Raw genomic sequence first — 25584 nt, 5'->3', positions numbered from 1 at the left:
ATCGACTCATGAAGCATCACACTCTTCGCGTGTCTCCGGAAACCGTCCATTGGGGCTATTTCAGCAAAGCGGTAGCGCCCGCACTGACCGTGCGTTCCGGCGACCGCGCTACCGTTGAGACACTGACGCACCACGCGAACGACGATCACGAACGGATGGTGGCGGGCGACCCCGGTGCAGAAAGCGTGTTCCACTGGACGCGCGAGCATAAGGCGGTGCCCCGTCGCGGCGCCGGTCAGGCAGAGGGTCCGTTCAAGCTCGGCTCCGGCGAAGGCGTCGGCGTTCACCTGCTGACGGGACCGATCGCCGTCGAAGGCGCCGAGCCAGGTGACGTGCTGGAGGTACGCATCCTTGACGTGCGTCCTCGTCCGAGTTGCAACGCTTGCTACCGGGGCCGCTGTTTCGGCTCGAATGTCGCGGCGTCGTGGGGCTTTCAGTATCACGACCTGATCGAAGAGCCCAAACCGCGCGAAGTGGTCACCATCTTCGAACTGGATACTTCGGGCGAACCATTCGCCCGGGCGGTGTACAACTATGTGTGGACGCCACAGACCGACCCCGACGGTATCGTGCATGCCAATATCGATTACCCGGGCGTGCGCGTCGATCACACACGAGTAAAAAAGCGCGAGGGAATCCTGCCAGATGTGAAAGTGCCTGCGCGCCTGCACTTCGGCACGATGGGCGTCGCGCCCGCCGAATCGGACTTTGTCAGCTCGATTCCGCCTGGCCACACGGGTGGCAACATCGACGACTGGCGCGTCGGCAAGGGCGCCCGGATGTACTACCCCGTAGCCGTCGAGGGCGCATTCTTTTCTGTCGGCGACCCGCATGCGGCACAGGGCGATAGCGAGCTTGGCGGTACTGCTATCGAAACGTCGCTCACCGGGGACTTCGAGTTCGTGCTGCACAAGGCCGCCGATCTCGGCGGCTCCATCCTCGAGGGGCTCACGCATCCGATGCTCGAAACCGACGAGCTATGGTCCGTCTATGGTTTCACATTCCCGAACTATCTCGCGGAGCTGGGCCCGAACGCACACATCGAAGTCGCACAACACGCGAGCCTCGACAAGGCAATGCGCGACGCCTTCCGGAAACTGCGGCGTTTTTTGATGACGGTGCACGGGATGAGCGAAGACGAAGCGATTGCGCTGATGTCGGTAGCAGCCGATTTCGGCGTGACGCAGGTTGTCGATGGAAACTGGGGCATTCACGGCTCGATCCGCAAGGAGATATTCGGGGCATTCGCATCGCCCTAATGCGGTGCGCGCGTTGGTCTTCCTGATGCGTCGAACTCCCTGTTCAGTGCATGCGCACAACGAAGTCGACTAGCGCGGATGGCCTGCCACCCGTCCTCATCAGGTTCATCCGCAATCGCAACAAGGCACAACTGCACATGCGAAAACGAATGGCATGGACTTTGCTTCGCAATGCCACAGCGCAAGGCAAGCGCGCCCGACATCGACGGCGCCCGCCGACAGGCGTACGGCTGTCGCAGGACGGGAGGCAGATTGAGTTTGCAGCGGTTTACTACCGAGTCATATCGCGAAGGCGATCGCTCCGGCGCCTGGCGCGAAGCGCTGTCGCGCCTGGGACTCGGATGGACCGCGCTACCAGGGCATGGCGCGCTGCATGCCACCATGCATTCGCAGACTTCCGCCGGCGGCTTCGAACTGAGCATGATTGCGTCGGTCGCGCAAACACTGCGATTCGACTCCGCGACCAACGACGGTCTTCGACTGCTGCTCCTGATGGACGGAAAAGCGACGCTCTCGGCCGATGGGATTTCGACGCAACTGTCCGTCAACGACGTCATCTACGTGCCGTCGCGCGAGCACGCCTCGCTCACGCTTGACTCCGACTTCCGGATCTTCTCCGTGCTCGTGCCGCGTACGGCACTAAGCGCCCATCTTTTAGCACCAGCCACGCTGCGTGCAGGTCGTATCGCAGGAAATGCCGGCATCGGTCAGGTATTCTCCCGCTTCCTTCACGCCATCGGAGAAGCCGTCGACACCTTGTCGCGCAGTGAGCTTCGGCCGCTCGAACTTGCGCTTGCCGAATTCCTCTTTGCGTGCCTGTCAGCCCAGCGAAGCGAAAGCGTAAATGGCTTGACCGCGTCGCAGGCTGCGATATTTGCGCGCGCGTGCCGCTCCATCGATGCACGCCTCGGAGAGTCCAAGCTCAGCGTCCCGGAGATTGCTCAGGAAACGGGCGTCTCGCCGCGGTATCTGCAAAAGCTCTTTGAGTCAGCGGGTCAGAGCTTCTCGACGTATCTTCGTGTGCGTCGGCTGGAACGCTGCCGTGCGGAACTGGTCGACCCGCTGCATGAGAAGAAATCGATCTCCGAGATCTGCTTTCGATGGGGCTTCAACGATCCAGCCCATTTCAGCCGCGCGTTTCGCGACCAGTACAGAACGTCGCCACGCGAGTTCCGTCATGAAGCGAGCCTCGAACTTGCGCGTCAGTTCGTGCGTCGGATTTCGCGCGGCCTGCCGCTGGACGCCGACAGTGTTGCAGGACATGCAAAGATCAAGGCTGATGAAACTGCGGCGCGAGCCGGTCTCCCAGAAGCCAGTCTTGCAAGCGACGAGGAGCGCGAAGTGCTCGTGGAGTCGCGGCCGGCGCGAAAGGGAAGGCGCGCGCGCCATCACCTGCTGCGCGTGAATGCGAACACGGTGCATTGGGGCTACTTTTCACACGATCTGAAACCGGTGCTTGAAATCGACAGCGGCGACACGGTGACTATCGAGACTCTCACCCAGCACGCAGCCGACGACTGGGCTCGCATGATCGCCGGCGATGCGGGTGCAGAAAGCGTTTTTCACTGGACAGCCGAACGGAAGAACGTCAATCGTCGTGGTGCAGGACCAATCGACGCGTCAATCTATGGTCGCGGCGCGGGAGAAGGCTTTGGCGTGCATATCTGCACCGGGCCTGTGGCCGTGCGAGGCGCGCAGCCAGGTGACGTACTGGAAGTCCGCATCCTCGACGTGCGGCCGCGCCGCTGCGCCAATCCGCATTTCGCCGGTCGTGTGTTCGGCAGCAACGCGGCGGCCTGGTGGGGCTTTCACTATCGGGAGTTGCTGACTGAACCCAAGCCGCGCGAAGTCGTGACGATCTACGAGCTCGACGACAGCGAAAGTCACAGCCCCCACGCGCGCGCAGTCTATAACTATCGTTGGACTCCGCAACGCGATCCGTACGGCGTGGTCCACGAGACAATCGATTACCCGGGCGTTCCCGTTGACCACACAACCGTCGCGAAGAATTTTGACGTACTCAGAGACGTACGCATACCCGTGCGCCCTCATTTTGGGCTGATAGCCGTCGCTCCACAGCAGAGCGGTCTTATCGACTCGATACCGCCTTCCGCGTTCGGCGGAAATCTCGACAACTGGCGCATTGCGCCCGGGACAAGCGTCTATCTCACAGTCGGCGTGCCTGGCGCCCTGCTTTCGGTCGGCGACCCGCACGCGTCACAAGGCGACTCCGAGTTGTGCGGCACTGCAATTGAATGCTCGTTGACGGGAGATTTTCAGATCATCTTGCACAAGAAAGCCGATCTTGCCGGGAAGACATATGCCGACCTCACGTATCCGCTCGTGGAGACGGCAGACGAATGGGTCCTTCACGGTTTTAGTCACGCAAACTATCTGGCCGAATTCGGAGTGCAGGCTCAAAGCAAGATATATGAGAAGTCCACACTCGACCTGGCAATGCGCGACGCTTTCATCAAGACGCGCCGCTTCCTGATGACGACGCAGGGGTTGACCGAGGACGAGGCTATCTCGCTGATCTCCGTTGCGATCGACTTCGGAGTGACGCAGGTCGTCGACGGCAATATGGGCGTGCATGCGATCGTACGCAAGGCATTATTTGCATCAAGGACAAAACAGGCTCATAGCATACGGACATCGCCCGACTGAGCCGGGGACCGATTCTGGCCGACCTCCGCCCGAGGCGATCGCCTCAGGTCGACCCGAAGGAGCCGATCGAGGAGGTGAACGGGTGGGCAGATGTCCGGCCAAACCGGCCAACTACAACAGACCTGCTACATCCGGCTCGTTGCATGAATGCTCCCCGAGTCAGGATTTCGGTGCCTTTCCGAAACCCAGTTTTTCCATTGCCTCATGCGCATCGATCACCATGGTTGCGATTTCACCGACCATCACGCGCAGACTTGTCACTCGTGAACGCATGTGCTCATATGCATCGTTTTCAGCCAGTCGGTGAGCATCCATCAGAATGCGAATCGCTTTTTCGATGAGGCGCCGTGCCTTGATTGCCTCTTCGAGCTTGCCGACCTTTCCTTGCAGGCGCTGCTGATAACCACAAGACGCGCGCGCCAGCACCAGTGTGCTGAGAATCCCATATTGCGGCGGAGACCCAATGAGTTGCGCGCAGTCTCGCTCCGAACCCGGAACCACGCGTCGTACGGGAGGTAACAGGCTAGCCTGGGGAAATTCCATGGAAAACCCCGTCATTCCCAGCCAGTGGGAATTGAATTTTTGTCCAGCGGGAGCAGCGTGGCATTCTGCTGGTCATTGTCATCGCTTCTCTTCCCATTCAGGAATGACTGTGAAACAGGAAACAGGCGTCGTGGGTGCCGAGCGTCTGCTGCTCGTGCTGACCGCGCTCGCCAGCCACGGAGATGCCATGTCCGTGAAGGACATGCTCGCTGCGACTGGTCTCGCGCAAAGCACGCTTTACCGGCAAGTCGCGCTCCTCAAACGCTGGGGTTTCGTTACGGAAGATGCTGGCTTCTATGCGCCGGGGCCGATCAGCCTTCAGCTTGCGCTCGGCTTCGACATCAATTCGATGCTAGTCGAAGCGAGCCGCGACGGCATGATGCAACTCTCGAGCACGACGCAAGAAAGCGTCGGGCTCATCGTTGCCGTGAACGATCAGGTGATCTGCCTCGAGATGATCGAAAGCACCCACTCGCTGCGTTGCTCGTTCGAAAAGGGCCGCGCGGTGCCGTTGCGTGTGGGAGCATCTGCAAAGTCACTGCTGGCGTTCATGTCCGACAGGACGCGCGCCGAAACGCTCGAACGCCAGTTTGCAGGCAACGAATCAGTCCGCACCGCCCTCGAAGCAGAGCTGGAAAATATCCGCGCCCGCGGCTACGCGATCAGCGACAGCGAAGTCGACCCGGGCGTTTGGGGTGTCAGCGCGCCCGTATTCCGACGCACATCTCGCGGCGCTGGCGCCAGCGCATCGATCACGCTGATGGCGCCGTCCTCGCGCGCTGCAGGCCGCGAGCAGCAACTCGCCGACCGGACTGTGCGCACCGCCAACGCTATTTCCGCCCGGCTGCAAGCGGCCTGAAATCAACTCGACAACTGACCACGCACAACTGGAACCCACACCATGAAGCTAAAGAGCCTTCTTTCTGCCGTAAGCCTCGGCATTGCCATCATTGCCGGTTCACCCGGCGCTGTGGCCGCGCAAGACGCGAATGTACTGAATATCGCGACCGACGCGACTTTCCCGCCGATGGAGTTCGTCGACAAGGGCCAGCGCACCGGCTTCGACATCGACATCATGAATGCGCTCGCCAAGGCAATGGGCAAGCAGATCCAGTGGACCGACATCGACTTCAAGGGGCTCATCCCCGGCCTCGTCGCGCATCGCTTCGATGTGGCGATCTCCGCCATCTACATCACGCCCGAGCGCGCCCAGGTCGTCGACTTCACGCAGCCCTACTTCGCTGGCGGCCTCTCTGCCCTCGTCAAGGCCGATTCGCCGATCAAGACACTCGCCGATCTCAACGGCAAGAAAGTGACCGTGCAGGTTGGCACGAAGTCGGTCAACTTCCTGCGCGACAACTATCCGCAAGTGCAGCGCGTGGAGGTCGAAAAGAATCAGGAGATGTTCGATCTGGTCGGCATCGGCCGTGCGGACGCCGCCGTGACCGGCAAGCCGGCTGCCTGGCAGTTCGTGCGCACGCGTCCCGGTTTCCGAGTGCTGGACAAGGAACTGACGACGGAAGCGTATGGCATCGCCGTGCGCAAGGACGAGCCGCAATTGCGTGACCAGATGAACGCAGCACTCGCGAAGATCAAGGCCGACGGCACGTACGACGCGATCGTGAAGAAGTGGTTCAGCGCAAGCGCCGGCAGCACTGCAAACGCGCAGTAATCCGGCGGATCCGACTCATGCAACTCGACTTCACACCGGCGTTCGCCGGTTGGGCCGATATTGCGCATGGCGCGCTCGTCACAGTGGAAGTGACGGCCGCCGCGCTCGTGCTCTCGTGCCTGCTTGGACTCCTGATCGGTATTGGCCGGCTTTCCCCGCAGCGTCGTCTGGTCTACGGTTTTTGCACCGGCTATCTGATCTTCTTTCGCGGCACACCGCTTCTCGTGCAACTGTTTCTGCTGTTCTTTGGCTTGCCTCAGTTCAACATTCTATTGCCCGCTTTTGTGTGCGGCATGCTCGGGCTCGGTTTGTATTCGGCAGCTTACGTCTCGGAGGTCGTACGCGGCGCGATTCAGTCGGTGGATCGCGGGCAAATGGAAGCGGCCCGCTCGATCGGCATGTCGGCGGGACAGGCGATGCGCGCAATCATTCTTCCGCAGGCCGTCGTGCGTATGATTCCGCCGCTCGGCAACGAGTTCATCGCGTTGATCAAGAACTCTGCGCTGGTGTCGCTCTTGACCATCGACGACCTGATGCATGAAGGGCAGAAGATCATCAGCGTGTCGTATCGGTCGCTCGAGGTGTATCTCGTCATCGCGCTCGTCTATCTCGTGCTTACGCAGACGACCAACTACATGCTTCATCGCGTCGAGCGTCGGCTGCGCGCAGGAGGGATGGTGCAATGAATAGCGCTCGTCCTATTGTCAGTATCCGCGAGCTGACGAAATCATTCGGCTCGCATCGTGTCCTGAACGGCATCGATTTCGATATTCAGCCAAGCCAGGTCGTGGTCGTGATCGGGCCGAGCGGTTCAGGCAAGAGCACGTTCCTGCGCTGCTGCAACGGGCTGGAACGGCCGGAGCGCGGAACGATCGATATCTGCGGTCGCCGCCTCGTCGATCACGGCACGATACTCAAGGAGCGCGAACTCAATGCGCTGCGCACCGAAGTAGGCATGGTGTTTCAGTCGTTCAACCTGTTTCCGCATCTTTCGGTTCTGCACAACATCACCGTCGGGCCACGCATGCTGCGTGACGCGTCGAAAGCCGATGCCGAAGCCGCCGCGCTCACATTGCTCAAGAAAGTCGGTCTCGAACACAAAGCGCATGCGATGCCCGCCAGTCTATCGGGCGGCCAGAAACAGCGTGTCGCGATTGCGCGCGCGCTGGCGATGCAGCCACGCGTCATGCTGTTCGATGAACCCACCTCCGCGCTCGATCCCGAACTCGTCGGCGAAGTCCTGCAGGTGATGAAGCTGCTAGCGTCCGAGGGCATGACGATGCTCGTCGTCACGCACGAAATGGGCTTCGCAAAGGAAGTCGCCGATGTCGTCGTCGTGATGGACGGCGGAGAGATCGTCGAGGCCGGTCCGCCTGCGCAGATTTTTTCGACACCGACCCAATCTCGCACGCGTTCATTTTTGCAAGCGGTGTTGTCGCGGTCATGAGCGGGCGGCGTGGTACGCCGTGTCGATCATAAGCAAAGGTGCTGCTCGCTGAGCACGCGCTGCTGCCCGGCGGCCCGTGCAAGAATGTGCGGCCCGAATGGACCGCTGCGGGCAGCGAAACAAGCTATCGCGGGGTACCACATTGGCATCCGCGCTTTTCCCGGCCGGTAGCACCAGAAAGCCACCGAACTGATCCGCCGGAATGAGGCGGCGGCCAATCTGCCGAACGACATCATCGACCTCGTCGGCCCCGACATGCTGACGGGATCGGGGCTGGCCTCGATCTGGTCCGAGGGCCTGGCCCGTCCCATCATCTACGGCAGCGACGATCCTTCAGGCTTCGAGCAGAACCTGGCGAGCTTCGTGCCCAACTGGATGGCGTATGAGATGCGCCTGATGGCCGAGCGTTATGTCGGCGATGGCATGCTTTCGGAGGCCGGGGAGGTCGAGCGTGTTACGCGGATCCTGGGCCGCCCGCTGCACTCGTACCGCGAATTCGAAGTCGGGATGGCATCGTGATATGTGCATATGACTAGCTCGTTGAGCCGTCGAGCGATCCGCCGCTACCTGACCGATCGCTTCGAGAGAGTTCAGGCCGCCCTACCGGTGTCGACGGTGCAAACTGCAGAGAAGCGTACTGGCGGCCAACTACCCCTTCACTTTCCGCTACCTTGATGGATGTTTTATCACGGCAATCCGCCATATCCGGACGATGATAGACCGAAGCCACCCCGGAGCGGTCAGTCGCGTTGCTCCAAATCGGCCGTTCCACCGATATGCTGTTCCTGGCATCCCCGACACGGGTTGCGGCTACTGACTAGGTGATGATGTTAATTTTCTTCCATACATGTCTTGGCCCGTCAATTTGTTCGCTTCTCTCAGCACACTTTCAAGCGTGGCATACGAGGGACCGACGTCCATTTTCCGTACCGCCAGGTCCATGCAATTCGACCGCAGCTGCTCAGTCAAATCGTGCAGCGCCGCGATTACTTCACGGTCACACGGAGACTCTGCCAACGCCACGCGGCCAATCAAAAGCGCCTCGCGATACGCCGCGGCGCGAAGCTTCTCCCGTATGCGATCTGAGTTTGTAATCAAGGTACCTGCCCGTCGGTGCAAATTTAACGATTCTCAGCGATCTTGACGGCCATGTCGACCGACCGTATATGGACTCCTCCTCGTTTGCAAACACGTCGCTTGTCAAGCCTCGGTGTCGATTGCTCACGTATATCCGGTCTCGTACAACTGTGCCTCTGTGAGGCAACGGACCCTGATGGGCTATTCGCGCGCTGACTCCCAATCGTTCCTACGGGCTCAAGGCCTCGGTCAGTCACGGGTTTGATCAGCGCCGGTTCGACCTGTTGGCCATCGTGCGGCTTGTTTTGCAACCGTGGATGAAGGTACTGCTGGTAGTTACTGTTTCAATGTGCGGCAAGTTCCGGCTGGTAATCGGTTTCCCGTGTAATCATCGCCCAGGCTATGCGTGCGGTTTTGTTTGCTAGCGCTACGGCTGCAATGTTCGGATGCCGGCTGCCTGCTATGCGCATCACCCACAGACTTAGCGCATCAGTCCGTCGACGGGCCATCTGGATCATCGCGCGTGCGCCGTGGATTAACAGGCAACGCACGTAAGCGTCACCTCTCTTGCTAATCCCTAGAAGCCGCTCTCTTCCACCGGAGCTGTTTTGTCTGGGCGTCAGTCCGAGCGACGCCGCCATCTGTCGGCCATTGGAAAACTGTCGGGCATCGCCCACGGTTGCGATCAACGCCGTTGCAACCATTGGCCCAACGCCGCGTAATTGCTGCAAACGTCTGGCGACGGGATCGGATGCGGCAATCGCAGCAATTTCACGATCGAGTTCGCGAATCCGGTCGTCCAGGGAGCGCAGGTCCTCCCACAGCCCCCTGAGCAGACGCCGGAATCGGTCGCTCAGACCGCTGTTTACGTTTTCCATCCAGACAGGAACAGCGCGGCGCAACTGGAGAATCTCTCGGGGCGCCACAATGCCATATTCGGAGGTCAGGCCGCGAATCTGGTTTGCCTTTGCGTTACGTTGCTCCATTAAACCGGCGCGGACGCGGTGAACCGCCTGCACGTCCTGCTGCTCGACGGTCTTGACGGCGACAAAGCGCATGCCTGGCCGGCTCATCGCTTCACAGATAGCTTCGGCGTCGTTTGCGTCGTTTTTGTTACTCTTGACGTACGGCTTCACAAACTGCGGGGCTATCAGCTTCACGGTATATCCGATCGCCTGAAGACGACGCGCCCAATGATGCGCACTACCGCAGGCTTCCATTCCTATCACGGCATGCAGAGGAACCGTCCGTTGCAAGACATCCAGCCATTCCACGCGGGCAAGCTTGCGGCGCCATATTGCCTTCTCGCTTCGATCGACGCCATGCATCTGGAAAACGTTTTTAGCGAGATCAATCCCAACACGAATCATGTCCATTTCAGGTTCCTCCTCGTTGACTGGTCGAACGCGACGACAATCATGCGCCGTGCGCTGCGAGCCAGCCGGGTGAGGAGGAGTCCATCCCATTGTTCCTAGCCGTTTGTGGAAGCTGAGCCTCATCGACGCTGAGAGCTTGAGTTGATCCGTAAGCTCACTTCGGCCGTGCAAATATTGTTCGGACTTCGATTTTCCAGTCGAGCAGCAATTGGGCGACGCGGTTGGAATGTTCAGGATTCGCATCCAGACCCATTCGCTCGCTCGCGATGCTGTCAAGGTATGCCGCGATTATCGACGCATTCGCTCCCTCACTCTGCAGCATTGAGAAAACGACGGGCAGGTACCCATAATATTCGTCGCGTGCCGCCGGGCTGTTCGCGACGCCAATCGGGTCCCAAACATAGAACAGAACTTCGTCCACTCGCCGGTACAGTTCCAGTTCATCATCGGCCAACTTGTGTCCCATCAGCTTTCCCTTATCTCACGACTCGCTCATCAAGAGACGGAGACGGAAATTGTCCACGATCTAGGCGTCGGCGTCGACCGACCGCTTCTGGCCGCAATTCGTCCTCGGGTTGCTCCAGCTAAAGGTAGTCGACCTGCGCTCCTCTAGCAACGTAGCCGAAAATTCTGAAGCCGTTCTCTGTCGTTATACCAGGGACATGCACCGACTGGAGTAGACGCAGTACAGCGTCGTGCTGTGCAGTTGTCGTCACCTCAACCTCGACCCATTCATCCTCTTCACGACGACCGAAGAAGTGATAGAACCATTCCCGATCCCACGCGCTGATTCCACCGCTCCGAAGGCTACGAACGCGGAATCGAGGCGACAATTCCCCGAGCCCATGCATACCCATCCGTAATTCGGACCATTTTGTATCGTTCATAACAGGAATCATGGGTTGAGCCCGCCTATCGAAAAGCCGATGTAGAGAATCATGCAGCCCCAAAATCGGGCCGTCCCTCTTGGCTGCATTGTTGACGATTCTCGCGCCAGTGTCGAACGACTGCTAGTGGCCGACAGCGGAAAACCGACCATTGTCCTGCGCGGATGCACGAGAACTGGAGCGCTTCTCCACATTCGGCGCAATCGACATCAAGTCCCGTCCGACTGCACTGGGGTCTATCGGTTAACCATTTTTGCCGGCACCCAGATCAGGATCATCAATGCGGCAATCAGGAGGCACACCGACACGAGCACGAGCCCGGCCGTCAACGAATGCGTCGTGGTTTGCAGCCAGCCGAGCAAGGCCGGCCCAAAGAAGCTGGCGAGATTGCCCGTCGAATTGATCAGCGCGATGCCGGCCGCCGCGCCCGCGCCGCCGAGGAACGACGACGGCAGCGCCCAGAACATCGGCAGCGAAGTGATGATGCTCGCCGTCGCGATCGTGAGGCCGATCATCGCGACCAGCGGTTCCTGACCGCCCAGCGCGCACAGCAGGAAGCCCGGAATCGACAGCAGCACGGGTACGATCGCGTGCCAACGGCGCTCCCGCATGCGATCCGAACTGCGACCCGCGTACAGCATGCCGATGAGCGCGGCGAGATAGGGAATCATCGCCAGCAGGCCGATCATGAGCGGGTCCTTCACACCGGCGCTCCGGATGATCGTCGGCTGCCAGAAACCGATCGTGCTGGTGCCCATCACGATGAAGAACAGGATCGCGCATAGCAGCCACACGCGCCCGCCCGTCAGGCCGTAGCGCACCGACGTATGCATTCGGGCAGCCGTGTCCGCGGCGATCTCAAGGGTCGCAACGGCGCGTTCTTCCGCGTCGAGCCATCGCGCATCGGTGACCTTGTCGGTGAGGAAGAAGTACACCACGAGTCCGAGCAGCGCGGCGGGCACGGCTTCGAGAATGAAGAGCCATTGCCACGCGGCCATGCCGTGCCAGCCGTTCATCGCGTGCAGGATGTAGCCCGACACCGCGCCGCCGATGATTCCGGAGACGGGATTGCCCGCCATCAGGATCGCCACCATCTTGCCGCGCCGGTGCGCCGGAAACCACTGCCCGAGATAGAGCAGAATGCCCGGCAGAAACCCGGCTTCGGCAACGCCGAGCAGAAAGCGCAGCACATAGAACTGCGTGGTCGAATGCGTCCACGCCATCGCCGCCGATACGATCGCCCACGTCACCATGATGCGACCGATCCATCGCCGCGCGCCCACGCGATGCAGAATCAGGTTGCTCGGCACCTCCGCCATGAAATAGCCGATGAAGAAAATGCCCGCGCCGATACCGTACGCGGCTTCGCTGAAGCCGAGGTCGTTCAACATGGTCAGCTTCGCAAAGCCGACGTTCACGCGATCGAGATACGCGACCACATAGCAGATGAACAGCAACGGCATGAAGCGCCATGCGATCTTGCGGTAGACGGCATCTCCCGACCGCGCTTGTTCCGCGGACAGGATGTCCGCGTTCAGGTTCATATTCATCTTCGTGTCTCCTGGTTCGGCTCTGTCGGCCATGGTCGTCTTGCCGCGCGATTTGCGGATGCATCATGCTTGCACCGTGCGCGGCGTCTCCTGATTACGCGCCTGTGAATCGTGCCTGCCTGCGCTCGACGAAATGCGCGACGCCTTCCGTAAAGTCCTCGCTCTGGATGCTATGGAACATCTCACGATTGGCAAGCGCGATCGCCTCCGCGAGCGTCTGGAACGGCACCTCGCCGAGCTGCTGCTTCATGATGCGGATGGAGCGCGGCGAAACATTCGTCGCGAGATCGTCTGCATAAGCGATCGTATCGGCGAGCAATGTCTCGTGCGGCAGGACGCGCTCGACGAGCCGCATCGCAAGCGCTTCGTCCGCGCTCACCTTGCGCGCGGAATACAGCATGTCGGCGGCGTGCCCGGGACCGACCACGCGCGGAAGCATCCACGCAATGCCATGCTCGGCGATCAATCCGCGCTTCGCGAATGCTGTCGAGAAAATGGCCTTGTCGCTGGCGAAGCGGACATCGCTGTAGAGCGCGAACACCAGACCCAGCCCGGCGGCCGCGCCGTTGATCGCGCTGATGATCGGCTTGCGCACGCCCATGAAGTACGAGTAGCGGCTTTGATAATCGGCGCGGCGGTTCATGTCGTAAGGACGCATCCATTCGGCCGCGCGGATGTCTTCGGGCGGCAGCACTTCGAGTTCGGCGATATCCATACCGGCGCAGAAGGCACGCCCGCTGCCCGTCAGCACGATCGCGCGCACCGTTTCATCACGGTCGAGCGCGATGAATGTGTCGCGCAATTGCCCTTCCATAATCTTGGTGAGCGCGTTCATCTTGTCCGGCCGGTTGAACGATACGACGGCTACCTGTTCATGCGCGCCCGCGCGTGCGATGTCGATTTGCTTGCTCATGCTCGTGTTCTCTCTGTACGTTTCATTGCGGAAGCTGGATCGCGCGAAGCTCGACAAACTCTTCGATGCCGAACGCGCCGCCCTCGCGGCCGATGCCCGATGCCCCGAAGCCGCCGAACGGCGCACGCGCGTTGAACGGCGCGCCGTTCACATCGACCTGGCCAGCACGCAAGCGGCGCGCGACACGCCAGGCATGTTCCGCCGAAGCGCTCCACACCGCGCCCGCGAGACCGTACGGCGTGCCGTTGGCTAGCGACACGGCTTCGTCTTCCGTCGCATAGGTCTGCATGGCGAGCACGGGACCGAAGACTTCTTCCTGTGCGAGTTCCGAGCCGATCGGCACACGTCCGAAGATGGCCGGTGCGACAAAATAGCCGCGCGGCGGCAGCGCGGGCTCCGCGCCATGGGAGATATCGTCATGGCAGGCTTGTCGAGCGCGTTCGATGTACGCATTCACGCGATTCCGATGCTCAGCCGACACGAGCGGACCGATGCGCGTGTCGGCATCGCGCGGATCGCCGACGCGCAGATTCGCCATCGCCGCGCGAAGCTCCTCGCGATAGGCCGCGTAGTGCGCCTCGGGCACGATGAGCCGCGTGAACGCGCTGCATGTCTGTCCAGAATTCAACATGCACGACGACAGCGCGTGCTTGACGACCGCGGCCTGATCCGCATCCGGCAGCGCAATGCTCGCGGACTTCCCGCCGAGTTCGAGCGCCACGCGCTTGAGCAATCCGCCCGCCGTCGCCGCGATATGTCTGCCTGCAGCCGTCGACCCGGTGAACGAGACCATATCGACGCCCGGGTGCGCAACGAGTGCTTCACCTGTCGCCCGATCACCCCAGACGATGTTCAACACGCCACGCGGCAGGCCAGCTTCGAGCGCCGCAGCGCATAGCGCGCCGACCACGCCCGGCGCCAGCTCCGACGGCTTGAGCACGACACAGCAACCGGCAACGAGCGCCGCCGCCAGCTTCGCCGTGATCTGATGCAGCGGATAGTTCCATGGTGTGATCGCCGCGACCACGCCGACGGGTTCCTTCGTCACGAGCGAGTGCCCGATGCGCGCTTCCGCCAGCGCTTCGGCGGCCTGTGCAGCCGAAGCGCGCCACGCGGCAATCGGCATCTGCACCTGGATGCGGCGCGTGAGCTTCAACGGCATGCCGACTTCGGCGACGACATCCGCCGCCATGCGATCGGAGCGCGCTTCGAGCGCATCGGCGACGGTTAGCAGATACTTCGAGCGTTCCTCGACCGATGTGCCCGACCAGCGCGCGAACGCCGCGCGCGCCGCCTTGACGGCGGCGTCGACTTCAGCGGTGCTGCCGTGCGCGACGGTCGCAATGGGCTCCTCCGTCGTCGAATCGTAGACGGTCGTGATGGCCGCGCCCGTCGCCGCGCGCATCTCGCCATCGATCAGATGCTGGTTGTAGTGAATCATGCCTTGATATCCATAGAAGCCTTCGCATTGAGAAAAGCGCGCATGGCCATTTGCGGCTCGCCGTGCGCATAGCATTCGGTTTGCGCTTCGATGCCGGCTGCGCACGCGGCATCGAAGCCCGGCTGCGTCAGCGTGCGAAAGCGCTGCTTCGAGAGCTTCATCGCGTGCGCGGGGAGTCTCGCCAGTTGCTTCGCGCGTTCGAGCGCGGCGGCCAGCACATCCGCTCGCTCGGCGAGTTCCGTCACGAGCCCGATGTCGTAGGCGCGCCGCGCATCGATCAGCTCGCCCGACAGCGACATCTGCACGTTGTGCGTCATGCCGACATGCAGCGTCATCAGATACGACCCGACGATGCTTGCCAGCCCCGCCTTGACCTCGGGCTGGCCGATGCGCGCATGCGTCGCCGCGACGCGCCAGTCCGCGCAGAGCGCGACCTGAAACCCCGCGCCCGCCGCGACGCCGTTGAGCGCGGCGATGCACGGCTTGTCGAGATCGCGCACGGCCTGATACATCGCGCGTTGCGAGTCGAGCCAGGCAGGAATCCGCGCGATATCGACGTCAGCGGCTTCTTCCAGATCCTGCCCGGCACAGAACGCCCGCTCGCCCGCGCCCGTCAACACGATCGCCCGCACGCTCGCGTCTTTGTTCAGACGCGCGAGCGTCGCGATGAGCGACGCGCGCAGCGCCCGATGCACCGCATTGAGTCTGGCCGGACGATTCAGCGTAACGAGCGCGATGTCGTCGTGGATATCGCAAAGAATCTCGCTCATGGCTGACTCCCGAATTCGACGACGGCGTCCACCACGACGACACCTTTGCCGCGCTCCATCAGCATCACCGGATTCATGTCGACGGACACGAGCGACGTGCGGTGCGCGATCGCGAAGTCGCCGAGCGCAACAGCCGCTTGTGCCAGCGCATCGGCGTCGAGCGCGGGCTGGCCGCGATAGCCGTCGATGAGCGGCGCAATGCGCAGACGGCGAAGCGCGGCGAGCGCGTCATCGACGGTGAACGGCGCCAGCAGCGACACGACATCGCCGCGAATCTCGACCAGCGTGCCGCCTTCGCCGATCACGACGATCGGACCGAGCACGGGATCGACCGTGACGCCCAGCATGAACTCGTGCAGACCGCGCGCCATCCGTGCGACGACGACGCGCGGATTTTTCACGCCGAGCGACGTCAGTCGCGCGAGGCAATCTTGCGCAGCACCGTACGCATCGCTCACACCGATATGCACGAGACCGTGCTCGCTCTTGTGTGGAATCTCCGCTGCGCAGCCTTTGACGACGACCCTCTCGCCCAACGTCTTTGCGATAGCGGCGGCTTCGTCGGCATCCGTGCAGACAGCGTGATCGACGATGGGCACGCCATAGCGTTGCAGCAGGCTCAGGCTCGCCGCCTCATCGAGCAAGCCTTGCGGAACGTCGGTGACAGTGGGCGACAGTGCTGGCTCCGCGGCGCAATGCATGCGCTCGGCGTGCGCGTACTGCCAGAGCGCGTGGATCGCGCCGGTCTCGCTGCTGTACGTCGGCACGCCGCACGCTTCGAACGCGGCACGCACCGAACGCTGCGGCGCAGTGACCACCAACGGCTTGCGGTGCGACTGCATGAAACGCGCGGCGCTGCGCGCGAGATCGGGGACGTCGTAGCCGGGTCCGGCGACGGGAACGCCAATCACGAACATATCGGCCTGCGCGTCGCTGCCGAGTACATCGAGCACCTGCGCAAACATCGCGCCGTTGCCGAGCAGCGACGCGGTCAGATCGAGTGGATTGCCCGCCGTCGCGAAGCCGGGAAGAATCTGCGCGAGCGCATCGAGCGTCGATGCCGACAGCTTCGCGAGCGGCACGCCCACGCGTTCGGCCGCATCCGCGCACAGCACGCCGACCGCGCCGCTGTGGCTCATCACCACCGTGCGGCCTTCGCGCACCGGAAAGCCGCGCTCGAACAGCGCAGCCGCGTTGACGAGTTCGTGGATATCGCGGGCTCGCAGGATGCCGTGGCGTTCGAGGAACGCATCGAGCGCGGCATCCTCACCGGCGAGCGCGCCCGTATGCGATGCGGCAGCGGCTGCGCCCAGCGCGCTGCTGCCGCCTTTGAGCAGCACCACGCGTGCGCCTCGTGATCGCGCGATACGCGCAGCCTGCGCAAGCATCGCGGGTTGCGACAACGACTCGACGTACACCAGAATCAGGCGGATCGATTCGTCTGCCGCGACGCTCAGCGCCAGTTCCGACACGCCCAGATCGGCGTCGTTGCCCGTGGCCGCGAGATAGCGCACGCCGAGACCGCGTTCGCGCAACAGCACATAGGGCATCACACTCGCTGCGCCGCTCTGGCTCACGATCGCGATCGGGCCGTCCATCGGTTCGACTTCCATGAACATCGTGCTGAAGTTCAGTACCGCGCCGCTCGCAAAATTGGCCATCCCCTGTGCGTTCGGCCCGACGATGCGCATACCGGCCGCCTCCGCATAACGCATGAGATCGTCCTGCAATGCGCGGCCCTGTGCACCGGTTTCCGCGAAACCCGACGCCATCACGATGGCGATGGAGACGCCCATGTCGGCGCATGCGCGGATCGCTTCGCTGGCCGCCTCGCCCGCGACCGCAATGATCGCCGCCTCCGGCACCTCGGGCAGATGCGCGAGGCTCGCGTAGCAGGTCAGCCCCTGCACCTCGGCGCGCTGCGGATTGACGGGCAGGATGCGCCCTTGGAACCCGTAACGCTGCATGTAGTGGATTGCGCGCCCGCCAACCTTGTTCGGATTGTCCGATGCGCCGATCACCGCCACCGATGCCGGGCTCCAAAAGGCTGCCACCGGCGCATGAAGGATGTCGTTTCGTCTCTTGAGCATGTTGTCTTCGTCGATCAGGAATGCATGATCGAAGGCTACGTGCACCGGTCGATATCAGGAAGTGTTAGATTGGCTATATCAGCTTTCTACTTTTGTGAAACCATGAACCTGAAGCAACTGGAGACTTTCGCGGTTGTCGCGGAACTCGGCTCGATCTCCCGGGCGGCCCAGGCGCTGGGCGTCGCACAGTCGCTCGTCAGCCGCAATCTCGCGCAACTGGAGGAAGAGTGGCGCGACCGGCTGTTCGAGCGCACTGGCCGCGGCATGCAGTTGACCGAGTTCGGCCGGCACGTACAGCCGGAGGTGACGCTGCTGCTGAATCAGGCGGAGCGCCTGCGGGTCGCGGTCGGGGAATCGGCGGGTGCGCTGTCGGGCACGGTGCATATCGGCATGCTGCCGTCCCTCGCGCCGCAATTGCTACCGCTGCTGTTCGCAGATATCAGCGAGAAGGCGCCCGCCGTGAAGCTGCACATCGCGGAGGGTTTCAGCGGGTCGCTCGACGAACAGCTCGGTAACGGACGTCTCGACATGATCGTCGTGAACCGCTACGGCAAGGCACAGGGGCGGCACGAGGACGTGCTTGGCGTCGTCGACACGTTTCTCGTCGGTGAGCCTCGCCACGAGGTATTCAGTGGCAGCACGATCGCGTTCAAACGGCTCGCGGGGTTACGTCTCGTGCTACCCGCCGCGCCGAACGGCTTGCGCGCGGTGCTCGATCATCTCGCGCGCGAACATGGCGTGGCGCTGAACATCGTGATGGAAGTCGACACGCTCACCGCAATGAAGGACGTCGCGGCAAGCGGCGGCGCTTTCACGATCCTCCCGGAACTCGCAGTGCGAGAAGAGCTCAAGTCGGGCCGGCTTGCAGCGACGCGGATCGAGCGTCCGGCCATCAAGCGCACGATTGCGCTCGGATTCACCCGGCAGCGCCCTCTTCTCAAAGCAGCGCGCTTTGTCGGTTCACGATTGCGCGAATTGACGAGCGAATTGCTGGCCGCATAGGGAAACTATTGCGCGCGTGTGCTCATATGCGTTCTCACAGCGACAGCAACTAGCAGTGGCCGGCATGCTGGTTTCGACCGTGGACGTTCGCCCCATCCAACTACCACGTCGGCTCATGTGTGCGGAACGGTCGTTCAACTGACCACGTCATTTTCGATCACGGCTAGTGGCCTTGTCGTCGACTGCAACCCTCAAGGAATTGCAGGTATCGTGGACGCCGCGTAAAGAACTCGTCAAGTGTCAGTTAAAACTGTCTTCTACCCCGTGCTCGCGCAGAGGCCGCCAAGAATCGTCCTTGGGTGCAATCGGAGGCGAACTATGGCGCGACGATTCGACCTTCTCGCACGAACGTCGGCGGTAAAGTTTCAGGTAACTGAACTCGAAGCACCACCTCCGGCAGCAGCTGACGCGGTCATGTGCTGTACCAGGTTCTCTCGCGCAAATTCCGTATGCCGCATGCTGAGTTCAGCGGCAAGCGCTTCGTTGCCATCTGCGATAGCGTCCGCTATCGCGGCGTGTTCGTCCCAGACTGTCTTGCGCTGGCCTACTACCTGATGCACAGCGCCCATCACGCGTCGCAGATGTATCCAATGGAGACGCGCATTCTCGACTATCAATGGATTCCCAGAAGCCAAATAGATAGCAGCGTGAAAAGCCATGTCAGCCTCAATCATGGCCTTGATATCGCCACCCTTCGATGCCCTGCGGCCGTTAGCAATCAGCGCCTTGTCTAACTTCACCCGCTGCTTAGCGGCGAGACGGGCAGCAAGGGCGTCCAGCGCGCCTCTCAGTTCGTAGAGATGCCCGACGCGTCGCGCATCGAGCGGCGCAACCTGCAATCCGCGTCCGGGCGCGTCCTCGACCAAGCCGTCCTTCTTCAAGAGCCGGAATGCCTGCAGTACGGGAGAGCGAGATACGGCGAGTTGCTCCGCGATTTCCTCCTGAACGATGCGCGTTCCCGGAGCAAGCGAGCCCTCGCTAATGGCGTCAAGCAGCACTCTGTAGACTTCGTCTACATAGTCTGGTCGCGACTGCAATTTCAAGAGTTTTGCTGGCATGATGACAAGCGCTGTGAATACAGAATACTGTCAGCTTACCAGCATTGCCAGGCGCGATGGGTTGTCTGGAATAAAAGGGGACAGGCTTTACTTTGTCCATTCAATCAACAGACGACTGGGGACAAGCACGCGAACCAGAGCGGGATTTCCGAATGCAGCCTGGATGCGTACAACTGGTCTGGTTGCACATAGCTCGCCATGAACGCGCTTTCAAGCACCTCCCGTGCCCCGCGACTACCGTTTGCGTCACTTTGCTGAACAAGAACGACAACAGAAGTCGCGCAATACCGCTCGGCTTGTCTGACGCCGAAGGCAGCATCATCAAGCAGGCCTTTCGCGCTGCAGTGATTTGCATCCCGCACGACAATCGACACAAGGCCATCGGTCGTCCGACCCAGAACCCACCCGGCGCGAAATCGGCCGAATCCGTCAACCTCCGTTAGCACGCGTATCAGACCGGTCAATCCTTCAAACTGCCCTTTTGCTTGCAAGACTGCACAGGCCGCCTGCGGAATCGCGTCTGCGTCTATCCACAAAGCCAGCGCCGAATTGGGCCGTTCGCCTTCCTTAAATGAAAAGCCCGTCTCGCCAATCGGGTATGCCTTCCGTGCGGGCGCCGTGCCTTCTGACACCATCAGGTAATCAGGCATTTTCATCGCGTCTGTTCCTTTGTCTCCAGATTGAAGCAGTCGAGGATTGCCGAGCAAATGCATTCCGACTACCGACTACTGTATACAGAGAGCGTAAGGTGTTTGAAGATGGCGGGCATATCGGTACAAACACCGAGGACGTCTACCAGACGACAGGGGCCATTCATCGTCGACAGGCCAAAGCTCGAACGTGGCTGAAATCGAGGCGCGCATTTGTGCCCAGAAACGGAAGGACCGTTTCAGCCAGCAGCATAACGGCGTGTTAGATCGATGCGGCAAGGCGAAGTGCGTCAAAAAAACCTTTATAAATTCAATCGCTTGCCGCCACTGCTCCGCTGTGAGCACACATTTCCCTGACGACGCTGCCCGACCTTCCTAGACCGCAAAAAACCCGCGTCTGAGTGTTTACCCATAGAGACATTCGCGCAGTGCGCACTTAATCTTTGAATACAGAGTTCAGAACACGGTAGTCGGTGGACAGTTCTGGCCATAACACCTGAGTGTGGTCCCTATCAATTCTTGGAGGCAGGAAGTCATGAGCGTCAAATCGGAAAAGATGGATGAACAGAAGCGCACCGGAGGAGGTTCGGCTCCGGTCGCCAAGAAGCTGATTCCGTTCGGCGGTTACTACGCCAACCGCACACCCGAGCACGACCCCGAGCTCACGGAAACGGGGCCGGGCACCCCGACGGGCGAATTTATGCGCCGGTTCTGGCATCCGGTGTGTATGTCCATGGAACTGACCGACACGCCCCGCTTCCTCAAAATCATGAACGAAGAGCTCGTCGCTTTCCGCGACAAGAGCGGTCGTGTCGGCGTGCTGCATGCGCATTGCGTGCACCGTGGCGCATCGCTCGAATACGGCGCCATCCAGGAGCGCGGCATCATGTGCTGCTATCACGGAATGGTGTTCGATGTGGATGGCGCATGCCTCCATGTGCCGTTCCCGAAGGGCGAAGAGAAGGAAGCCGAGAGGTACGCATGCTCGATTCGCCAAGGCGCTTACAAGGCCGTCGAGCGTAATGGCCTCGTCTTTGCCTACATGGGTCCGCCGGAAGAAGAACCGCCGTTCCCGGAATGGGAAGGCGACTACACGGTAATGCCTGGCGACGAACTGGTCCCGTACAGCAACTTCCAGCACTGCAACTGGTTGCAGGTTCAAGACAACGCTGCAGACAACTACCACCCCACGGCGCTGCACGCCGGCAAGAACGTTGTCGACGGTAACTACCAGGGTACGACATTCGACGAAGTCGGTGCCGCGTCGATGGAAGTCGCTCCCGACATGAATTTCGTGCCGGTTCAAGGCGGTCGCAGTCTGGCGTGTGCCGGTGCGCGTCGTGTCAACAAGGACCGTCTCTTTGTGCGCGTCCAGCATCAGGTCCTTCCGAATCTGAGCCTGCACGCATACACGTCGGAAGATGGTTCGAAGAAGAAGTACTTCAGCCGCTTCCACATCATCCGCTGGACGGTGCCCGTCGATGACGAAAACAGCAAGATGATTGGCTGGCGCGTCATGGGTCCGGGCATCGACACCCGCGGCGTGGGTAACAAGGAAATGGTCGGCTACGAGACCATCGACTTCCTCGAAGGTCAGGTCGCGATGCGCCGTCCGGAGCGCTTCGGTCAATACAAGCTCGAAGATATGCCGCCGATTCCGCCGAATCATCGTGAGCGCGCGATTTACAAGCAGGCTCAATATGCGCCGGGCGACTACGAAGCCATCATCAGCCAACGCCCGATCGCAGTCCACGCGCTCGAAAATCCGACGAAGTTCGACGCCGGCCTCTATCAGTTCCGCAAGATGCTGCGCGACGCAGTCCGCGGCACGAATACAGCGGCGTCCGCTCAAGGTTTCGCCGAATGGTTCCGCGCACTAGGCGGCTCCCCCAACAGCTTCTGCTCAGGCAACGTCTTCGAAATTGCCGAGGGCGCGACCGTCGAAGAAGAAGTAACGCGTCGTCGCAAGGTTCTGAAGGCGGTCGTCCAGATTCTTACCGAAAGCGACAGCTTGAAGGGTGAAGAACGCAGCGAGTTCGTCCGCAACAAGTTCGAAGAACTCGAGCAGTCGCTCAAGGGCTAACAAGGCGGAAGCGCCACTCCTGTGAGTCGGCGCGCACCGGTACCAGCTGCAAGCACGTTCGGCTGGCTACTCGCCAGGAAGGAAAAGATCATGAACACAGTATTGGAAAGAGAAGAAGCGGTTGAAGATATCGAAGCCGCTACGCTCGATGTTCGTGTGAAGCAGATTCGCTACGAAGGCAAAGGCATCAATTCGTACGAACTCACAAGTCCGAGCGGAAAGGCGCTACCCCGCTTCGAAGCGGGTTCGCACATCGACATCCACCTGAGGAACGGCGCCATCAGGCAGTACTCTCTCTGCAACTCGCCCGCCGAGCGCAATCGCTATGTCATCGCCGTACTCAAGGACGAAAACGGCCGCGGTGGCTCGCGCGCCGTGCACGAAAGCATTTCGGCTGGGGACATTGTCACCATCAGCAAGCCCCGGAATCATTTTTCGCTTTCCGACGACGCGAAAAAGGTCATCCTGATTGCGGGCGGCATCGGCGTCACGCCGTTGAAGGCGATGGCACACGAACTGGAAGAGCGTGGTGTCGATTTTGTCATGCACTACTGTGCCCGAAGCGCTGAAGCGGCGGCCTTCGGCCCCGAGCTGGAACGCATGCAGCGCACGGGTCAGCTTCGTTATCACTTCGACGACGGCGAAGCAGCGAACCAGCTTGACTTGCGCGCGCTGTTGAGCGAGCCCACGCCAGGGACGCATGTTTATTACTGCGGCCCGGGCGGATTCATGGCGGCTTGCGCTGACGCCGCAAGTCATTGGCCCAAAGGCACCGTGCACTTCGAGCATTTCAAGGCACCGGAGCAGCCGAAGCGAGAGCCCGCCGGCACTGAAAACCAGGACGGATGTGACGTCACGATTGCCAGCACGGGCCAGGTTGTACATGTCGGACCCAATCAGAACGTCAGCGAAGCGCTGAATGAGGCGGGCATTGAAGTCCCGACCTCATGCTGCGCCGGCTTGTGCGCGACTTGCAAGGTTCGCTACCTCGAAGGAGAAGTCGAGCACAACGATTTCATCCTGAATGACGATGACCGAAAGGAATTTCTGACGATTTGCGTCTCCAGACCCGTGAGCAAGACCTTGGTGCTGGACCTATAACCACGAACAAACTGAACCCGAACTGCGTCTCCTACGTGGTTCGATTTCGACGCGTTATCGCTCGAATACGCACCCATTGGTGCACCAATCTGGAAATAGCATGAAAGTCTTCTACGATAAGGATGCCGACCTCGCCCTTCTGAAAAGCCGAAGCGTCGCAATCATCGGCTACGGTTCGCAAGGTCACGCTCACGCGCTCAACCTGAAGGACAGCGGCATCAACGTCTGCGTTGGCTTGCGCAAAGGACCATCCTGGGAGAAGGCAAAAGCCGCGGGGCTGACTGTAAAGAGCATTACCGAGGCAGTCAAAGAAGCTGACATCCTCATGATGCTGTTGCCCGATGAACAAATCGCGGAGGTCTATCGGGCAGAAGTCGAGCCGAACGTTCGCAATGGGGCGGTCCTCGGTTTCGCGCATGGCTTCAATATCCACTACGGTCAAGTCAACCCGCGCGCTGACCTCGACGTAATGATGGTCGCCCCGAAAGCACCGGGACACACCGTACGAAGCACTTACGCGTCAGGCGGTGGCGTTCCGCACCTCATCGCTGTCGCGCAGGACAAATCAGGCTCAGCTCGCAATATCGCCCTCGCCTACGCGGCGGCGAATGGCGGAGGCCGTGCAGGCATCATCGAAACCAGCTTCCTCGAAGAAACCGAAACCGACCTCTTCGGTGAGCAGGCGGTCCTCTGCGGCGGTCTCGTCGACCTCATCAAGGCCGGTTTCGAAGTCCTCGTGGAAGCGGGCTACTCTGCCGAGATGGCGTACTTCGAATGTCTTCACGAAGTGAAGCTCATCGTGGACCTCATCTACGAAGGTGGCATCAGCAACATGAACTACGGCATTTCGAACAACGCCGAGTTCGGTGAGTACGTCGCGGGTCCGCGAATCGTGACGGCCGAAACGAAGGATGCTATGAAAGCGATCCTTCACGACATCCAGACGGGTGAATACGCGAGGAACTTCATTCTTGAGAACAAGGCTGGCGCTCCGACGCTTGAGGCCCGCCGACGCATCACATCTTCACACCCGATCGAAGTCGTGGGTTCAAAGCTGCGCGGGATGATGCCATGGATTAGCAGGGGCGCACTCGTCGACCGCTCGAAGAACTAGGCTTCGAGCCTTGTCACGGCTGGACGTCGCTGACGCAACACCAACGGGGTACACGATGACATCGAAGTTGCTCAAGATCCAGTCACGCACCGATTACGTCGAAGAGGTTTACAACTCCCTCGTTGATGCCATCTGCGAGGGGGCGCTTAGTCCTGGCGCCCGATTAACTCAGGAAGATATCGCTGAGCAACTTGCGGTTTCTCGCTCCCCCGTCCATCAAGCGCTGCGACTGCTCAAGAAGGACGGGCTGGTCCAGGATGCGCCAGGCAGAGGGGTGCTCGTCGCGCCGCTAGACGCACAGTATCTGAGCGACGTCTACGAAATCCGCGGCACGCTCGATGCACTCGCTGCGAAGCTTGCAGCTGGGAAGAGAGCACAGTTGGACCCCGAACTCTTTGACCGTGGATGCGCCGCATCTACCTCCAGCAGTGTTCGCGCAATGATAGACGCAGATATGGACTTCCATTTTGCTGTCTATGGCGCTTCAGGCAACCGGCTCATCGGCGAGACAGCACGAGGGCATTGGGTGCACCTAAGGCGCGTCATGGGAGCAATCCTGCAGGTGTCCGCGCAACGGGAGTCTATCTGGGAAGAGCACGCCGCCATCGCAAGGGCGATTGAACGGGGCGATGCAGCCCTGGCGATGAGCCTGTCCGAACTTCATGCCAAGCGAGCTCATCAGCATCTGATTGGCGAGTTCGAAGTTCTACTGCAAGCCCACACCCTAATGGCTGACGTGAAGGCATCAGCCGAGGAGGTGTTGGCCTGATTTTTACGTCTTAGCCATCTCGCGTCAGCCGGCGAGAGCGAACTTTCATCTATATGTACTACGAACCAGTTACATATACGGCTCATGTATGCATTCTGAACAACCATCGTTTGTC

At 60.9% G+C, this 25584-nt stretch carries 20 protein-coding genes and 3 pseudogenes; 12 read left to right on the top strand and 11 right to left on the bottom strand.

The window, feature by feature from the left end:
• Nucleotides 1-11: 11 nt before the first annotated feature.
• Nucleotides 12-1259, top strand: a pseudogene (locus tag FRZ40_RS41620) (acetamidase/formamidase family protein); the annotation flags it as partial.
• Between the two features lie 252 nt (nucleotides 1260-1511).
• On the top strand, nucleotides 1512-3926 hold the full coding sequence (locus FRZ40_RS41615) for an acetamidase/formamidase family protein (protein WP_147238570.1): 2415 nt from the start codon (nucleotides 1512-1514) through the stop codon (nucleotides 3924-3926).
• Between the two features lie 159 nt (nucleotides 3927-4085).
• Here the strand turns inward: FRZ40_RS41615 and FRZ40_RS41610 are convergent.
• Nucleotides 4086-4370, bottom strand: a pseudogene (locus FRZ40_RS41610) (ANTAR domain-containing protein); the annotation flags it as partial.
• Nucleotides 4371-4578: 208 nt separating this feature from the next.
• Here FRZ40_RS41610 and FRZ40_RS41605 point away from each other — a divergent pair.
• The 5 genes and pseudogenes from FRZ40_RS41605 to FRZ40_RS41585 all read left to right on the top strand — a co-directional run.
• A complete protein-coding gene (locus FRZ40_RS41605) occupies nucleotides 4579-5328 on the top strand; it encodes an IclR family transcriptional regulator (RefSeq protein WP_028369100.1) in 750 nt (249 codons plus the stop codon).
• Between the two features lie 42 nt (nucleotides 5329-5370).
• The gene (locus FRZ40_RS41600; RefSeq protein WP_147238174.1) at nucleotides 5371-6141 is read left to right on the top strand and encodes a transporter substrate-binding domain-containing protein; all 771 of its coding nucleotides are present in this window, start codon (nucleotides 5371-5373) and stop codon (nucleotides 6139-6141) included.
• A 17-nt stretch (nucleotides 6142-6158) separates the two neighbouring features.
• On the top strand, nucleotides 6159-6827 hold the full coding sequence (locus FRZ40_RS41595) for an amino acid ABC transporter permease (protein WP_147238173.1): 669 nt from the start codon (nucleotides 6159-6161) through the stop codon (nucleotides 6825-6827).
• Complete coding sequence (locus FRZ40_RS41590; RefSeq protein ID WP_147238172.1) at nucleotides 6824-7588, top strand: amino acid ABC transporter ATP-binding protein; 765 nt, start codon at nucleotides 6824-6826, stop codon at nucleotides 7586-7588. The genes FRZ40_RS41595 and FRZ40_RS41590 overlap by 4 nt, the downstream gene beginning before the upstream one ends.
• Nucleotides 7589-7768: 180 nt before the next feature.
• Nucleotides 7769-8107: pseudogene (locus FRZ40_RS41585) on the top strand (NmrA/HSCARG family protein); the annotation flags it as partial.
• A 902-nt stretch (nucleotides 8108-9009) separates the two neighbouring features.
• On the opposite strand, the gene FRZ40_RS41580 reads toward FRZ40_RS41585, so the two are convergent.
• The 8 genes from FRZ40_RS41580 to FRZ40_RS41545 all read right to left on the bottom strand — a co-directional run bounded on the left by FRZ40_RS41580 (nucleotide 9010) and on the right by FRZ40_RS41545 (nucleotide 17692).
• A complete protein-coding gene (locus tag FRZ40_RS41580) occupies nucleotides 9010-10041 on the bottom strand; it encodes an IS110 family RNA-guided transposase (protein WP_147236588.1) in 1032 nt (343 codons plus the stop codon).
• A gap of 154 nt (nucleotides 10042-10195) precedes the next feature.
• Nucleotides 10196-10507 (bottom strand): hypothetical protein, encoded by a 312-nt coding sequence (locus tag FRZ40_RS41575; protein WP_147238171.1) that lies wholly within the window; start codon nucleotides 10505-10507, stop codon nucleotides 10196-10198.
• A gap of 118 nt (nucleotides 10508-10625) precedes the next feature.
• Nucleotides 10626-10940 carry a DUF6678 family protein gene (locus FRZ40_RS46085; protein WP_147238170.1) on the bottom strand — a complete coding sequence of 105 codons (315 nt, stop codon included), beginning with the start codon at nucleotides 10938-10940 and terminating at the stop codon, nucleotides 10626-10628.
• Between the two features lie 224 nt (nucleotides 10941-11164).
• Nucleotides 11165-12478, bottom strand: coding sequence for an MFS transporter (locus FRZ40_RS41565; RefSeq protein WP_147238169.1), 1314 nt, complete (start codon nucleotides 12476-12478; stop codon nucleotides 11165-11167).
• Between the two features lie 94 nt (nucleotides 12479-12572).
• Complete coding sequence (locus FRZ40_RS41560; RefSeq protein WP_147238168.1) at nucleotides 12573-13391, bottom strand: enoyl-CoA hydratase; 819 nt, start codon at nucleotides 13389-13391, stop codon at nucleotides 12573-12575.
• Nucleotides 13392-13413: 22 nt separating this feature from the next.
• The gene (locus FRZ40_RS41555; RefSeq protein WP_147238167.1) at nucleotides 13414-14832 is read right to left on the bottom strand and encodes an aldehyde dehydrogenase family protein; all 1419 of its coding nucleotides are present in this window, start codon (nucleotides 14830-14832) and stop codon (nucleotides 13414-13416) included.
• Nucleotides 14829-15602, bottom strand: coding sequence for an enoyl-CoA hydratase/isomerase family protein (locus FRZ40_RS41550; protein WP_147238166.1), 774 nt, complete (start codon nucleotides 15600-15602; stop codon nucleotides 14829-14831). The genes FRZ40_RS41555 and FRZ40_RS41550 overlap by 4 nt, the downstream gene beginning before the upstream one ends.
• On the bottom strand, nucleotides 15599-17692 hold the full coding sequence (locus FRZ40_RS41545) for an acetate--CoA ligase family protein (protein WP_147238165.1): 2094 nt from the start codon (nucleotides 17690-17692) through the stop codon (nucleotides 15599-15601). Before FRZ40_RS41545 ends, FRZ40_RS41550 begins: the two co-directional genes overlap by 4 nt.
• Before the next feature lie 102 nt (nucleotides 17693-17794).
• Here FRZ40_RS41545 and FRZ40_RS41540 point away from each other — a divergent pair, with 102 nt between their 5' ends.
• A complete protein-coding gene (locus FRZ40_RS41540) occupies nucleotides 17795-18694 on the top strand; it encodes a LysR family transcriptional regulator (protein WP_028371299.1) in 900 nt (299 codons plus the stop codon).
• Between the two features lie 365 nt (nucleotides 18695-19059).
• Here the strand turns inward: FRZ40_RS41540 and FRZ40_RS41535 are convergent, their stop codons facing one another.
• Nucleotides 19060-19752, bottom strand: a complete 693-nt coding sequence (locus tag FRZ40_RS41535; RefSeq protein ID WP_147238164.1) for a GntR family transcriptional regulator — start codon at nucleotides 19750-19752, stop codon at nucleotides 19060-19062.
• Nucleotides 19753-19856: 104 nt separating this feature from the next.
• Nucleotides 19857-20408 carry a hypothetical protein gene (locus FRZ40_RS41530; protein ID WP_147238163.1) on the bottom strand — a complete coding sequence of 184 codons (552 nt, stop codon included), beginning with the start codon at nucleotides 20406-20408 and terminating at the stop codon, nucleotides 19857-19859.
• A 529-nt stretch (nucleotides 20409-20937) separates the two neighbouring features.
• Here FRZ40_RS41530 and FRZ40_RS41525 point away from each other — a divergent pair.
• The 4 genes from FRZ40_RS41525 to FRZ40_RS41510 all read left to right on the top strand — a co-directional run bounded on the left by FRZ40_RS41525 (nucleotide 20938) and on the right by FRZ40_RS41510 (nucleotide 25469).
• Entirely contained in the window at nucleotides 20938-22485 is a 1548-nt protein-coding gene (locus FRZ40_RS41525) for a Rieske 2Fe-2S domain-containing protein (RefSeq protein ID WP_147238162.1), read from the top strand.
• A gap of 90 nt (nucleotides 22486-22575) precedes the next feature.
• Nucleotides 22576-23586: a PDR/VanB family oxidoreductase gene (locus tag FRZ40_RS41520; protein ID WP_147238569.1), complete on the top strand. Its 1011-nt coding sequence runs from the start codon at nucleotides 22576-22578 to the stop codon at nucleotides 23584-23586.
• A gap of 100 nt (nucleotides 23587-23686) precedes the next feature.
• On the top strand, nucleotides 23687-24700 hold the full coding sequence (gene ilvC / locus FRZ40_RS41515; RefSeq protein WP_147238161.1) for a ketol-acid reductoisomerase: 1014 nt from the start codon (nucleotides 23687-23689) through the stop codon (nucleotides 24698-24700).
• A gap of 55 nt (nucleotides 24701-24755) precedes the next feature.
• Entirely contained in the window at nucleotides 24756-25469 is a 714-nt protein-coding gene (locus FRZ40_RS41510; protein WP_147238160.1) for a GntR family transcriptional regulator, read from the top strand.
• The last annotated feature ends 115 nt before the right edge of the window (nucleotides 25470-25584 follow it).

This window comes from Paraburkholderia azotifigens (genome assembly GCF_007995085.1).
GTDB lineage: Bacteria > Pseudomonadota > Gammaproteobacteria > Burkholderiales > Burkholderiaceae > Paraburkholderia > Paraburkholderia azotifigens.
Note: the sequence above shows the minus strand (reverse complement) of the source record. Positions and strands in the feature narration are given on the sequence as shown.

Coding starts and splice junctions, on each gene's coding strand:
- FRZ40_RS41560 (WP_147238168.1), bottom strand. CDS start 13,391: ATGAGCAAGCAAATCGACATCGCACGCGCGGGCGCGCATGAACAGGTA.
- FRZ40_RS41540 (WP_028371299.1), top strand. CDS start 17,795: ATGAACCTGAAGCAACTGGAGACTTTCGCGGTTGTCGCGGAACTCGGC.
- FRZ40_RS41535 (WP_147238164.1), bottom strand. CDS start 19,752: ATGCCAGCAAAACTCTTGAAATTGCAGTCGCGACCAGACTATGTAGAC.
- FRZ40_RS41600 (WP_147238174.1), top strand. CDS start 5,371: ATGAAGCTAAAGAGCCTTCTTTCTGCCGTAAGCCTCGGCATTGCCATC.
- FRZ40_RS41520 (WP_147238569.1), top strand. CDS start 22,576: ATGAACACAGTATTGGAAAGAGAAGAAGCGGTTGAAGATATCGAAGCC.
- ilvC (WP_147238161.1), top strand. CDS start 23,687: ATGAAAGTCTTCTACGATAAGGATGCCGACCTCGCCCTTCTGAAAAGC.
- FRZ40_RS41550 (WP_147238166.1), bottom strand. CDS start 15,602: ATGAGCGAGATTCTTTGCGATATCCACGACGACATCGCGCTCGTTACG.
- FRZ40_RS41510 (WP_147238160.1), top strand. CDS start 24,756: ATGACATCGAAGTTGCTCAAGATCCAGTCACGCACCGATTACGTCGAA.
- FRZ40_RS41595 (WP_147238173.1), top strand. CDS start 6,159: ATGCAACTCGACTTCACACCGGCGTTCGCCGGTTGGGCCGATATTGCG.
- FRZ40_RS46085 (WP_147238170.1), bottom strand. CDS start 10,940: ATGATTCCTGTTATGAACGATACAAAATGGTCCGAATTACGGATGGGT.
- FRZ40_RS41530 (WP_147238163.1), bottom strand. CDS start 20,408: ATGAAAATGCCTGATTACCTGATGGTGTCAGAAGGCACGGCGCCCGCA.
- FRZ40_RS41555 (WP_147238167.1), bottom strand. CDS start 14,832: ATGATTCACTACAACCAGCATCTGATCGATGGCGAGATGCGCGCGGCG.
- FRZ40_RS41580 (WP_147236588.1), bottom strand. CDS start 10,041: ATGGACATGATTCGTGTTGGGATTGATCTCGCTAAAAACGTTTTCCAG.
- FRZ40_RS41565 (WP_147238169.1), bottom strand. CDS start 12,478: ATGAATATGAACCTGAACGCGGACATCCTGTCCGCGGAACAAGCGCGG.
- FRZ40_RS41575 (WP_147238171.1), bottom strand. CDS start 10,507: ATGGGACACAAGTTGGCCGATGATGAACTGGAACTGTACCGGCGAGTG.
- FRZ40_RS41525 (WP_147238162.1), top strand. CDS start 20,938: ATGAGCGTCAAATCGGAAAAGATGGATGAACAGAAGCGCACCGGAGGA.
- FRZ40_RS41590 (WP_147238172.1), top strand. CDS start 6,824: ATGAATAGCGCTCGTCCTATTGTCAGTATCCGCGAGCTGACGAAATCA.
- FRZ40_RS41545 (WP_147238165.1), bottom strand. CDS start 17,692: ATGCTCAAGAGACGAAACGACATCCTTCATGCGCCGGTGGCAGCCTTT.